At 73.2% G+C, this 11,553-nt stretch carries 13 protein-coding genes; 3 read left to right on the top strand and 10 right to left on the bottom strand.

Annotated features, from left to right (window positions below; all coding sequences use genetic code 11):
* Window position 1 precedes the first annotated feature (1 nt).
* The 6 genes from QZ500_RS15345 to QZ500_RS15320 all read right to left on the bottom strand — a co-directional run bounded on the left by QZ500_RS15345 (window position 2) and on the right by QZ500_RS15320 (window position 4,978).
* Entirely contained in the window at window positions 2-1,129 is a 1,128-nt protein-coding gene (locus tag QZ500_RS15345; protein ID WP_295856275.1) for an HlyD family efflux transporter periplasmic adaptor subunit, read from the bottom strand.
* On the bottom strand, window positions 1,126-1,683 hold the full coding sequence (locus tag QZ500_RS15340; protein ID WP_295856274.1) for a hypothetical protein: 558 nt from the start codon (window positions 1,681-1,683) through the stop codon (window positions 1,126-1,128). Before QZ500_RS15340 ends, QZ500_RS15345 begins: the two co-directional genes overlap by 4 nt.
* A gap of 117 nt (window positions 1,684-1,800) precedes the next feature.
* Window positions 1,801-3,150, bottom strand: a complete 1,350-nt coding sequence (locus QZ500_RS15335; protein ID WP_295856273.1) for a TolC family protein — start codon at window positions 3,148-3,150, stop codon at window positions 1,801-1,803.
* Between the two features lie 158 nt (window positions 3,151-3,308).
* Window positions 3,309-3,680, bottom strand: a complete 372-nt coding sequence (gene czcI, locus QZ500_RS15330) for a cation efflux protein, CzcI family (protein WP_295856272.1) — start codon at window positions 3,678-3,680, stop codon at window positions 3,309-3,311.
* A 62-nt stretch (window positions 3,681-3,742) separates the two neighbouring features.
* A complete protein-coding gene (locus tag QZ500_RS15325) occupies window positions 3,743-4,087 on the bottom strand; it encodes a hypothetical protein (RefSeq protein ID WP_295856271.1) in 345 nt (114 codons plus the stop codon).
* A gap of 66 nt (window positions 4,088-4,153) precedes the next feature.
* Window positions 4,154-4,978, bottom strand: a complete 825-nt coding sequence (locus QZ500_RS15320; RefSeq protein WP_295856270.1) for an undecaprenyl-diphosphate phosphatase — start codon at window positions 4,976-4,978, stop codon at window positions 4,154-4,156.
* 281 nt (window positions 4,979-5,259) lie between these two features.
* Here QZ500_RS15320 and QZ500_RS15315 point away from each other — a divergent pair, with 281 nt between their 5' ends.
* A complete protein-coding gene (locus tag QZ500_RS15315; RefSeq protein ID WP_295856269.1) occupies window positions 5,260-5,739 on the top strand; it encodes a ribonuclease HI family protein in 480 nt (159 codons plus the stop codon).
* Window positions 5,740-5,754: 15 nt separating this feature from the next.
* Here the strand turns inward: QZ500_RS15315 and QZ500_RS15310 are convergent, their stop codons facing one another.
* A complete protein-coding gene (locus QZ500_RS15310; RefSeq protein WP_295856268.1) occupies window positions 5,755-6,768 on the bottom strand; it encodes an XdhC family protein in 1,014 nt (337 codons plus the stop codon).
* A gap of 96 nt (window positions 6,769-6,864) precedes the next feature.
* Window positions 6,865-7,584 (bottom strand): TOBE domain-containing protein, encoded by a 720-nt coding sequence (locus tag QZ500_RS15305; RefSeq protein WP_295856391.1) that lies wholly within the window; start codon window positions 7,582-7,584, stop codon window positions 6,865-6,867.
* A gap of 223 nt (window positions 7,585-7,807) precedes the next feature.
* Here QZ500_RS15305 and modA point away from each other — a divergent pair, with 223 nt between their 5' ends.
* Window positions 7,808-8,575, top strand: coding sequence for a molybdate ABC transporter substrate-binding protein (modA, locus tag QZ500_RS15300; protein WP_295856267.1), 768 nt, complete (start codon window positions 7,808-7,810; stop codon window positions 8,573-8,575).
* Window positions 8,572-9,255: a molybdate ABC transporter permease subunit gene (modB, locus tag QZ500_RS15295; protein ID WP_295856266.1), complete on the top strand. Its 684-nt coding sequence runs from the start codon at window positions 8,572-8,574 to the stop codon at window positions 9,253-9,255. Before modA ends, modB begins: the two co-directional genes overlap by 4 nt.
* Window positions 9,256-9,278: 23 nt before the next feature.
* Here the strand turns inward: modB and QZ500_RS15290 are convergent, their stop codons facing one another.
* Window positions 9,279-10,832 carry a sensor histidine kinase gene (locus tag QZ500_RS15290; protein WP_295856265.1) on the bottom strand — a complete coding sequence of 518 codons (1,554 nt, stop codon included), beginning with the start codon at window positions 10,830-10,832 and terminating at the stop codon, window positions 9,279-9,281.
* Entirely contained in the window at window positions 10,829-11,515 is a 687-nt protein-coding gene (locus tag QZ500_RS15285; RefSeq protein ID WP_295856264.1) for a response regulator transcription factor, read from the bottom strand. Before QZ500_RS15285 ends, QZ500_RS15290 begins: the two co-directional genes overlap by 4 nt.
* Window positions 11,516-11,553 lie beyond the last annotated feature (38 nt).

Genomic DNA, 11,553 nt, shown 5'->3' with positions numbered 1-11,553 from the left:
GTCAGCGGATCTGGTTGAGCAGCGCGGTGCCCTGCACCACCACCCGCTCGCCCGCCGCCAGGCCCTGCGTCACCGCGACCGACGCGCCGTCGAGCGGTGCCGTCGTCACCACCCGCGGCGCGAAATGCTCCGGAGCGGTCTTGACCCAGACGACAGTCTCGTTGGCCGCATTGCGCGCCAGCGCCGACGCCGGCACCGCCGCGCCCTGCACCTGCGTGCGGCCCTGCACATAGACCGGCAGCGGTTGCCCGACAGCCAACGCCGCCAGCCCGTCGCCCTGTGCCCGGAACACCAGCGGCAGCGCCTGCTCCCGCAGGATGCGCGCGGCGCCGACGAACTGCAGCGGGATGCGCTGCGCACCAACGGCGACATGCGCCGCCGCGATGTCCTGCGCCAGCGTCGGGTCGTAGGCCCGGGCCTCGACGCGCAGCCGCGACGGATCGACCACGTCGAACAGCCGTTCGCGCGCATCGACCACCTGCCCCGCCACCGCGTCGGCGCGGGCGATCACACCGGCCACCGGTGCGACCAGCGCATCGCGCCGCGACAGGCCGGCGCCGACAGCCGCGATACGCGCCGACAGGCTGGCCGCCTCGCTCTCCACCGCCTCGATCTCGCGGCGCGGCACCGTGTCCGACAGTTCGCGCAGCCGGGCCAGCCGCTTGTCGGCCAGGGTGCGGGCTGCCCGCAGTTCGGCCAGCTGCGCGGCCTGGGTGGACTGCTCCAGCGCGCCGGCGCTCGGCACCACATAGGCGAGCACCTCGCCCTTCCTCACCGCCTGGCCGACCGACGGCAGGCCGCGCGGCCCCGGCTCCAGCCGGCCGGCAAGCAGCGCCTGCACCGTGCCGCCGGCGTTGGGGTCGATCGCCACGGTGCCAGCCAGTTCGGTGGTGCGGGCGAGCGGGCCGACGGCGACGACGGCGGTGCGCAGCGCCATCGCGTGCTGTGCCGGCTTGGGCAGGAAGACGCTGCCGTCGGGCTGGCGCTGCGGGCCTTGGGCGGCGACGCCTGCCGACGCCACGGCAGGCACTGCATCGCCGTGGGCGCGCACCGGCGTGCACAGGACGAGCGCGAGCGCGCCCAGCACGGAGGCGATGCGCGAACGGGCGGGAACGGTGCACCGGTTCATGCGGCAGCCCTCCCGTTAGCGCGGCGGCGGACCGCTCGTATGGCGGCGAGCACCAGCAGCGCCGCTCCGGCCGCCGCGGCCCCCCACACGGCCGCACGGCGCAGGCGCGAACCCGGCGCACCGTGGTCATGGTCGTCGTGCAGTTCCGCGATGTCGAACTCGGCCGCGAGCAGGTCGTCGGCGCTGCCGGCGCGGACGGTCGCGGTGACCGGCGTCGTGCCGTCGGCCAGGGGCGCGTCCAGCGTGCCGGCGAAGGTGCCGGGGCCGGTGGCCGTCACGGCGACCGGCCGGTCGCCGATCTCCAGCGCCAGCCGGGCGCCCTCCACCGGCCGGTTGTCGGCCGCGTGGTCGAGCCAGAGCTGCAGCTGGTGGCCGTCGAGCACGCCGACCAACTCGAAAGCGTCCGATGCCACGGCGAAACGCGGCAGCGCCGGACCGGCCACGGCGGCAGGCGGTGCGTCATGGCTGTGGCCCGCATCGGCGAACACCGCGGGCGACAGGCCGATCATCCCGGCCAGCAGGCCCAGGCGACAGAGGACAACAGGAAGATGCATGGCAGTGCCGTCCGCAAGCGGACGTCGTTCGATTGCTACGGTTTCGATAGCTGCTTGCGCAGATGAAGCGGGCGCAGACGGCCGATTTGCTTCGTAAATGTGGTGCATGGAGCTCTTTCAATCAGGCAGCAGCCCGAGCGCCTGGCGCCAGGCCGACAGTGCGGCCGACTGCTCGATCCGCGCGGCGGCGGCGCCCCGCTCGGCCTCGACCGCCTCGCGCTCGATGCGCAGCCGCATCGGCAGGTCGGTCCCGCCGAGCCGGAAGGACTTGTCGAAGAACGTGCGGGTTTCCTGCGCCAGCCGCTGGCGGCGCTCGGCCGCGGCGGCGGCGCTGCGGGCGGCGTCGAGCCGGCGGCGGGCCGCGTCGCGGGCAGCGGTGATGCGCTGCGTTTCCAGCACCAGCACCGCTTCGGCCTCGCGCAGTTCGGCTTCGGCCGCGGCGCGGCGCAGCGCATGCCGGTCGTCGGAACCGAACGGCACCCGCACGCCGACTGCCACCGAGTTGCGATAGGTATCGCCCGCCGCTTCCCGGTCGCGCACGGTGCCGACCAGCAGTTCCGGATTGCCGCGGCGCTGCACCTCGGCAAGCTCGGCGGCGCGGCGGGCGGCTTCGGCCCGATCCTGCCATTCGCGCAGCGCGGGGTGCGGCAAGACGGCGGTGTCGGGCGGCGGTTCGGGTTCCTCGGCGGGCGGTGCCGGATCGGCGTTGCCAGCCGGGACGGTCGGCCCACCCGGCGGGACCGCGCCTGCGACACCGCCTGCGCCGGCCAGGGCCGCAGTGCCCATCGCGGACAGCCACTGCTGTTGGGCGCCGGCCTCGGCGCCCTGCGCCCGGGCCAGCGCCACCTCGGCCGCGGCCAGCGCACCGTCGGCCTGGTGACCATCGGCGCGCGCCAGATCGCCCGCCCGCACCCGGCGCGCCACGTCGTCGGCCAGCGCCTGGGCGGCGGCACGCTGATCCTGCGCAGTCAACGTATCGGCGCGAGCCGCCTGCCACGCCCAGTAGGCGCTGCGCAGCGCTGCCGCCAGCCGGAGCTGTGCGGCGGCGGCCGCGCTTTCCAGCGTGGCGGCATCGGCATCGGCGAGCGCGCCGCTGCGGCCGCGCTCCCCCGGCAGCCAGAGCGGAATCGCCAGCCCGGCGTCGAGTTCGCGCCCGCCGCGGCGCAGGTCGGTGCGCGCGGTACGGCCGCTGATCTCGAACGCCGGCGGCACCGGCGTCCACGCGCGGGCGATGCGGCGATTCGCCTGCACCGCATCGCGCCGCGCCGCGAGCGACTGCGCTTCGGGCTGCAGCGCCCAGGCCTGCAGAAAGGCGGCGCCCAGCAGCGAGCGCGGCGCCGCGACGCCGCCGGACGGCGGCGGCAGAGCGGCCACCGGCGCACCGGCGTCCGGCGCCTGCGCGGCGACCGGCGGGGTGCAGGCACTCCACGCCAGCAGGCCCAACACGAAAAGGGAAAAACGAGGCATCCGATGCTCCAGGAGGTTGCAGAACCACACCGAGGAGACCGGCAGAGGCACGACCCGCAGAGGGTCGTCGCGCGCGATAGATGCGCGCCGGGCTGAAAGATCAGGACGCCTGAGAGAAGCTCAGGACATCCGCAGGAAAAGGCCGCCCGCCCCGCCGATCAGGCGAGGCGCTGCCACTGCGGGCGTTCGGGCCGGTCCGGCCAGCCGGCGGGCCGGGCGGCGTCGCCCTGATGCGGTGCGGCGAAGGCCGCCGGCACCGGATGCGCCAGCGCCGGCACTCCGACCGGTGCCAGACCGCAGGCCATGTGGCACTGGCCGCAGTCGGCGTGCAGCATCAGCTTCGCTGCCCCGCCGTCGTCGCCTTTGTCGGCCCCGGACGCATGCGATCCGGCGCCATGCTCGTGTGCGTGGTGCCCGAAATGCACCCGGGCGGGCGCTTCGCTGCCGTGCGCGCAGTACTGCGCCGCCGCCGACCAGGCGAACTGGAACGGCAGCAGAGCGAGCAGGAGGATGGCGAGCCAGCGGCGCATGGGGCGGGAGTGTAGCGAGGCAGCGAAAGCCACCGTATGGCGCGCGGGCTTCAGGCTGGCTCTCAGCTGCCGACCATCCATCGTACGAACGCCGCCAGTTTCAACCCGATGCCCAGAGCAAAGACCGCCAGCAGGAAGACGACGATGAATTTGCCTTGCCATCCCGGCACGTTCCAGTACCTGCGGAGTTCTTTCGCCACATGCAGGCGGCCTGCGGAATGGCCCGACCCCATGGGTCGCGGGTGCCGGGCCTCGAACCTCGCCATCATCGCCACCACGACGAAAAAAGCGGCGATCCCCAGCGCCAGGGCCGCCGCACCATACTCCCCAGCGGCTGCCGTCGCGGCGGCTCCCCACAGGCAGAGCGCCACGAAGAGCCCGAGGACCGTCCAAGTGAAAGCCGACATGGCACCGCCTTCTTCAGATTCGAGGGTCGAATGGTCTGCCGGCCCGGCCGCGGCCGCGGCCGCGCATCAATCCTTCCAGACGATCACCCCGCTCCACGCCGTCGCCAGCACCAGGATGCCGAACGCGATACGGTAGTACGCGAACGGCACGAAGCTGTGGGTCGAGATGTAGCGCAGCAGCCAGCGCACGCAGATCCAGGCGCTGGCGAAGGAGAACACCAGGCCCATGGTGAAGACCGGCAGGTCGGCCAGCACCAGCAGGTCGCGCGACTTGTAGAGGCTGTAGGCACCGGCGCCGATCAGGGTCGGGATCGCGAGGAAGAACGAATAGTCGGTGGCGGCGCGACGCGACAGGCCGAGCAGCATGCCGCCGATGATCGTCGCGCCGCTGCGGCTGGTGCCGGGGATCATCGCCAGGCACTGCACCAGGCCGACTTTCAGCGCATCGAGCGGCGTCATGTCGTCCACCGACACGACGCGCATCGCGCTCTGCGGCCGGCGCTCGGCCCAGAGGATGACGAAGCCGCCGAGGATGAAGGTGGTCGCCACCACCACCGGCGTGAACAGGTGCTCCTTGATCGCCTTGCCGAATAGCAGCCCGAGCAGCACCGCGGGCAGGAAGCCGATCAGCACGTTGAGCGCGAAACGCCGGGCCTGGCGGTCGGTCGGCAGCGCGACCACCGTCTCCCGGATCTTCTGCCAGTAGACGAGGATCACCGCGAAGATCGCGCCGGTCTGGATCGCGATGTCGAAGACCTTGGCCTTGGCATCGTCGAAGCCCAGCAGCGCGCCGGCGAGGATCAGATGGCCGGTAGAGGAGATCGGCAGGAATTCCGTCAGGCCTTCGACGATGCCCATCAGGGCGGCTTTGAGCAGTAGCAGCGTATCCAAGCGGGACTCCGGCGGGCAAAAACTAGGAATTATCACTACCGAGACGTGGGCGGTTTCGCGTTTTGCCCTGGCAGTCCGCGATCCGCGTTCCTACCCTTCCGGAAGCTTGGTGGTTCACCGTGCAGAGATGCGATCCAGTGCACACCATGCATCGCTGTGCCGTACTGAAACACCTCGTCATTCAACGCTCTTGAATAGATAGCAAAAGCACCTAGCCTGGACGGCCGCTCACGGCATATAAGTGCAGGATCTGCAAGCGGACCGTCTCTGCCGGCCGATCTGTGACGACTACTGCCGATCCCTCTTCCAACACCATCACTTGGCTCGCCTCCAGCGACGGCAGCGCCGTGCCCAACCCCGGCCGCATGGGCCTGGGCGCGGTGCTGGTCGCGCCCGACGGCCGCCGGTGGACGCTGTCGCACGCCCCGCACGGCGACGGCTGCAACAACGAGGCCGAGGCCCGCGCCGTCGCCTGGGTATTTGCCGAAGCAAGACGCCACGGCGCCACCGCCTTGCGCCTGCAGTGCGACAACAGCCTGGTGGTGGAGCAGCTCACCGCCGCCGCGCCGCCACCGGTCGCGCGCCTGACGGCACTGTTCGATGCGCTGCGCGCCGGGGCGGCCGGCTTCGTGGCGCTCACCGTCGTCTGGGTGCCGCGCCACCGCAACGGCGAGGCGGACGCGCTGGCCCGTGCCGCGCTCGGTCTCGGGCCCAAGGCCGGGCCGACGCCGAAGCAGCTGCGGCGGCGCCACCGCCGATAGCGGCGACCGGTCCGTTCAGGCCGCCGCGGCCTGCCCGTCCTTGGCCAAGCCGACCTCCACCTCGCGCGGCAGCACCACGCCGTTCTTCACCGCAAGGATTTCCGCCATCACGCTGACCGCGATCTCCGGTGGCGTCTTGCTGCCGATGTAGATGCCGATCGGCCCGCGCAGCCGGGCGAGCGAGGCTTCGGTCTCGCCGAAATGCTCGATCAGCCGCGCGCGCCGCGCCGCATTGTTGCGCCGCGAACCGATGCCGCCGACGTAGAACGCGTCGGACTGCAGCGCCTCCAGCAGCGCCAGGTCGTCCAGCTTCGGGTCGTGGGTCAGGGCGACCACGCAGCTGCGCCGGTCGGCGCGGAAGGCGGTGACCACGTCGTCGGGCATGCCGTCGGCCAGCGCGACACCCGGCACCGACCAGCTGTCGCGGTATTCGGGGCGCGGGTCGCAGACCGTGACCGCGAAGCCGCTGAAGCGCGCCATCGTCGCCAGGTACTCGGCCATCTGGCCTGCGCCGATGATCAGCATCCGGTATTCGGGGCCGAAGGTGTTGGTCAGCCGGCCCGGCTGCAGCCGCAGGGCGGCCGCCTCGGCGGCGGGTTCGAGCGTCACGGCGCCGTCAGCGAGCGCGACGTGGCGGTGCACCAGACGGCCGGCTTCCAGCGCCTCGACCAGCGCCTGCAGCGGCCCGGCGGCCGGCGCATGCTCCAGCAGCAGCTCCAGCGTGCCGCCGCAGGGCAGGCCGAAGCGGTGCGCCTCGTCTGCCGTCACGCCGTAGCGCACCAGGGCCGGCGGCGCGTCCGCATCGTGCTGCAGCCCGCCGCGGCGGGCGTAGCGGTCGATCAGGTCGTCCTCGATGCAGCCGCCGGACACCGAGCCGACGACCGCGCCGTCCTCGCGCAGCGCCATCGTGGAGCCGACGGGCCGGGGCGACGAACCCCAGGTGCGCACCACCGTCGCCAGCAGCGCACGGTGGCCGGCCAGGCGCCAGTCGCGCAGGGTGCGCAGAACGGTGAGGTCGAGGTTTTCCATGGAACGGAGCGCGGCGGCGGGGATGCAGGACCGTCGATGGTGGCAGCACCGTGCCGGGGATACGTCACCAGCCGTCACGCGCGACCGGCCCCAGGCTCAGGGCAGGCCGATCACCACCGCTTCGGGCGCCAGATGCGCGACTACCCGAGCGCGGGCCCGGACGGTGCCGGCAGAAGCGAAGCCGACCAGTTGCGCGCCCGCCGCGCCGTCGAGCGCCAGCACCACCTCGTGCAGCGCGGCGCCGGAGGGGCGGGACACACGCATCGCACGCCCCGGCAGACCTTGGTCGACATCGCTGCCGCTGCCCGACGCGTCCGCCGCCACGACCCGCACCGCCGTCGCCTTGCACAGCGCCAGCACTGCGAGGCCCGGCCGCAGCCCCAACAGTTCGGCGCTCTCGCGCGTGATGCGGGCCGCGACCGGCGGGCCGTCCGGCGCGCCGAGCGCCAGCCGCACCTCCACCGACGTGCCCTGCACCGCCAGGCCGGCGACCCAGGCGCGCCACTGGTTGCGCATGCTGGTGCGCAGCCCGAGCAGCGGGGCTGCCGGGCCATCGAGCCCCGCGAAAACCGATTCCCGCGCGGCATCGAGTGCATCCGCCGCCGCGAGCAGCGCCTGCCCGGCGGGGGTCAGCGCCGCACCGCCGCCGCCGCTGCCGCCGACCGCCTTGTCCACCAGCGCCACGCCTGCCAGGTTCGACAGCGTGTCCAGCGCCTGCCAGGCGGCCTTGTAGCTCACCCCGACCGCACGCGCCGCCTGCGAGATGCTGCCGCCCGCCGCGATCGCCCGCAGCACGCCGATGCGCCGGTCGGCCATGCCGGGCGCGAGTGCTTCGCGCAGGTCGGGCTGCGGGGCGCGGGCCTTGCGCACCGCCGGCTGCTTCGGCACGGGGGAGTTGTCTGGCGACGGAAGTGCGGGAGCAGCGGAGCGGTTACGGGCGGGCATCGGCCGATTGTCGCTACACTTTTTCGCTATTCCTTTCGTGAATAGCGGCATGCTCGGCCGTCGTTCTACCCCCGCCTCTGGCTGCTCACCTTCCATGCCATCCCTGCGCTTCCTCCTACCGCTCCGTGCCGTCGCCGCCTGCGCCGGCCTGCTCCTCGCCTCCGGCCTGCATGCGCAGGAGATCGTAGTTTCGGCCGCGGCCAGCCTGACCAACGCCTTCCAGGAGATGGGCCAGGCCTTCTCGCGCAGCCGGCCGCAGGCGCGGGTGACCTTCAACTTCGCCGCGTCGGGTGCGCTGCTCGCGCAGATCCGGCAGGGTGCGCCGGTCGACGTGTTCGCCTCCGCCGACCAGGCGACGATGGACCGCGCCGCCGCCGAGAACCTGCTGGCGCCCGGCAGCCGGGCCGACTTCGCCGCCAACGACCTGGTGCTGGTGGTGCCGGCCGCTGCGACGGCCTTCCCGGCCAGGATCGCCGACCTGACGCAGCCGGCCTACCGGCGCATCGCGGTCGGCACCGCGGCCAGCGTGCCGGCCGGCCGCTATGCCGCCGATGCGGTGGAGGCCGCCGGCCTCGCGCCCGCACTGGCGCCGAAGTGGATCTACGGCGAAAGCGTGCGCCAGGTGCTGAACTACGTCGCCCGCGGCGAGGTCGAGGCCGGCTTCGTCTACCGCACCGATGCGCTGCAGGACGCCGGCAAGGTCCGCGTCGCCGCGACGGTGCCGACCCGCACGCCGGTGCGCTATCCCATCGCGGTGCTCGCCGCCAGCCGGCAGCCGGCGGTCGCGGCGGATTTCGCGGCCTTTGTGCGCAGCCCGGCCGGGCAGGACATCCTCGCGCGCCACGGCTTCTCGCGGCCGTGAGCGGCGACGCGGCGGCCCTCGGCCCCTGGGCGCCGCTGTGGGTGACGCTCAAGGTCGCGCTGTGGGCGACCGTGCTCGGCGGCGCGGCCGGCATCGGCGCCGGCTGGGCGATGGCGCGGCGGCGCTTTCGCGGGCAGGAGGTGCTCGACGCGCTGCTGCTGCTGCCGATGGTGCTGCCGCCCACCGTGCTCGGCTACTACCTGATCGTGCTGGTCGGCCGGCGCGGCGCGCTGGGCGCATGGCTGGACCGCTGGTTCGGCATCCAGCTGATCTTCACCTGGCAGGGCGCGGCACTGGCGGCGGCGCTAGTGTCGTTCCCGCTGGTCTACAAGGCTGCGCGGGCCGCGTTCGAGGACATCGAGCCGCACGTCGCCGAGGCCGCGCGCACCCTGGGCGCACGTGACTACCAGGTGTTCTGGCGGGTGCTGCTGCCGCTCGCCCGCCGCGGCATCGGCGCCGGGCTGATGCTCGGTTTTGCGCGGGCGATGGGGGAATTCGGCGCGACGCTGATGGTGGCGGGCAACCTGCCGGGCCGCACGCAAACGCTGTCGGTGGCGATCTACGAAGCGGTACAGGCCGGGCGAGATGCCGAAGCGCTGTGGATGACCGGGCTGGTGTCGGCTGTCTGTGTGGTGCTGCTGGTCGCGGCGGGACGGCTGCTTGCGCCGGGCCACGGCTGACGCGACAGCGGCTGCACGCCGGCTCAGCCCGGCGCCGCCGCCAGCACCACCCGCACCCGCAGCCCGCGGCCGCCGGGGCCGGCCGACAGCTGCAGCCGGCCGCCGTGCAGCCGCGCGATCTCGTCGGCGATCGCCAGGCCCAAGCCGGTGCCCTCGCCCTGCGTGCCGCGCACCCGGTAGAAGCGCTCCAGCACCCGGAAGCGCTCGTGCGGCGCGATGCCGGGGCCGTCGTCCTCCACCTCGACCACCGCGCCGTCGCCGTCGGTGCGGCAGCTCAGCGTCACCGTGCCGCCGCGCGGCGTGTACTTCACCGCGTTGTCCACCAGGTTGCCGAGCAGCTCGCGCAGCAGCCATTCGTGGCCGACCACTTGCGCCGGCTGCGCGTCCAGGCCGAGGTCGATCGCCTTGTCGGCGGCGGATCCGATGTGGATCTCGATCATCGATTCGCACAGCGCTTTCAGGTCCACCGGCGCCGGCGGCTGGCCGTGCAGCGCATGCGCGTCGGCCCGCGACAGCGCCAGCAGCTGGTGCGCGAGCTGCGAGGTGCGGCGGGTCGCGTCGCGCAGCTTGAGCACGTCTTCTGCTCTCAAATGAATAGCAGCTGGTGCAGGTCCGGCCTGCGCAGAAGCCCGATTTTCCTCCAAATCCAGCCGCGCCGCCTGGGCCCAGGCCTCTACCTGCGCCTGCAGCCCCGCGAGCGGCGTGCGCAGTTGGTGCGCCGCATCAGCGACGAAGCGGCGCTGGCTCTCGCTCTGCGCATTGACCAGCCCGAACAACCGGTTGAGCGACTGCACCAGCGGCCGCACCTCGTCGGGCGACGCCGCCGCATCCAGCGGGCTCAGGTCGCGCGGCGAGCGGCGCTCCACCGCCTCCTTCAACGCGATCAGCGGCCGCAGCGCATGCCGCACCGCCAGGTTCATCGCGAAGGCGGTGACCAGCAGCAGCACCACGTTCGGCAGCAGCACCCGCAGCAGCACGATGCGGCCCCAGTGCTGGCGCGGATCGGACCCGTCGGCGAGCTGCACCACCACGTCGCCGGCGGAGGTGCCGACGCGCTGCGCCACGATGCGGTAGAGCACCCCGTCATGCTCGCGGCTGTGGAATTCCGGCTCGCGGGTTTCGGGCACCGCGCCTTCCAGCCAGCTTTCGCCGTGCAGCACCCGGCCCTCGGGATCGGACACGCTGTAGGCGGCGAAGCCGGCGCGGTCCTTCAGGAATTCCTCGACCGGCGGCGCGAGCAGCACCATCGGCCGCTCGCCGTCGGCGCCGGAGACGATCACCGAATCGGACATCAGCGGCACCATGCGCAGCAGCTGCGCGTCCTGGCGCAGCGCGGCGCTGTCGGCCGAGCGGTAGTCGAGCCAGGCGCTCAGGAGTGCGAGCAGCAGCAGCGGCAACAGCAGCAGGCCGAGCAGGCGGGTCTGCAGGCCGCGGGTGAAGCGGTTGCGTGCAGGCGTGCTGCCGGCCGCCTGCAGCGCGGCCACTTCGCCGCTCTCAGGGGCGACCGCCGTGCTCGACGGCGTCGCACTGCCCGTACCGGCTGCTGCGCCGCCGCCGTCGGTGGCGGCGAGCGTCATGCGGCGGCGGCGCCCGCGTTGCGCACCTCGAGCCGGTAGCCGAAGCCGCGGATCGCGCGCAGCGCCACGCCGTGCGGCTCCAGCTTGCCGCGCAGCCGCGAGATGTAGACCTCCACCGCATTGGCGGTGATCTCGCGATCCCAGCCGGTCAGCGCCTGCAGCAGTTTGTCCTTGCTGGCGGGCTTGGGCGCATGCAGCAGCAGGTATTCGAGCACCGTCCATTCCCGCGGGCCCAGCTCCAGCGGCTGGCCGTGCACCGTGCCGCGGCGCTGGGCCGTGTCCAGCTCGACGCCGCCGAAAGACAGCACGGCCGAGGTGGCCGCCTGCGACCGGCGCAGCAGCGCACGCAGCCGGGCCAGCAGCTCGGGCAGCTCGAACGGCTTGACCATGTAGTCGTCGGCCCCCAGGTCCAGGCCCTGCACCCGGTCCTGCAGCGCGTCGCGCGCCGTCAGGATCAGCACCGGCAGCACCTGCGCGTCGCGCCGCAGCCGCCGGGTGAGCTCCAGCCCGTCCATGCCGGGCAGGCCGATGTCGATGACCGCCGCATCGAAGCGCTCGGTGCGCAGCACCTCTTCCGCGCGCTCGCCGCTGCCGACCCAGTCCACCGCATAGCCCGCGCCGCACAGGCCCAGCTTGATGCCGCTGGCGAGCATGACGTCGTCTTCGACGAGGAGGAGTCTCATGGGAGCGAGGTGGGGCGGAGGCCCGGAGGCGGTCGAGG

The sequence above is a fragment of the uncultured Xylophilus sp. genome, assembly GCA_913776965.1.
Taxonomy (GTDB): Bacteria; Pseudomonadota; Gammaproteobacteria; order Burkholderiales; family Burkholderiaceae_C; genus Xylophilus.
The sequence above is the reverse complement of the archived record's forward strand: the minus strand, read 5'-3'. Positions and strand labels throughout refer to the sequence as shown.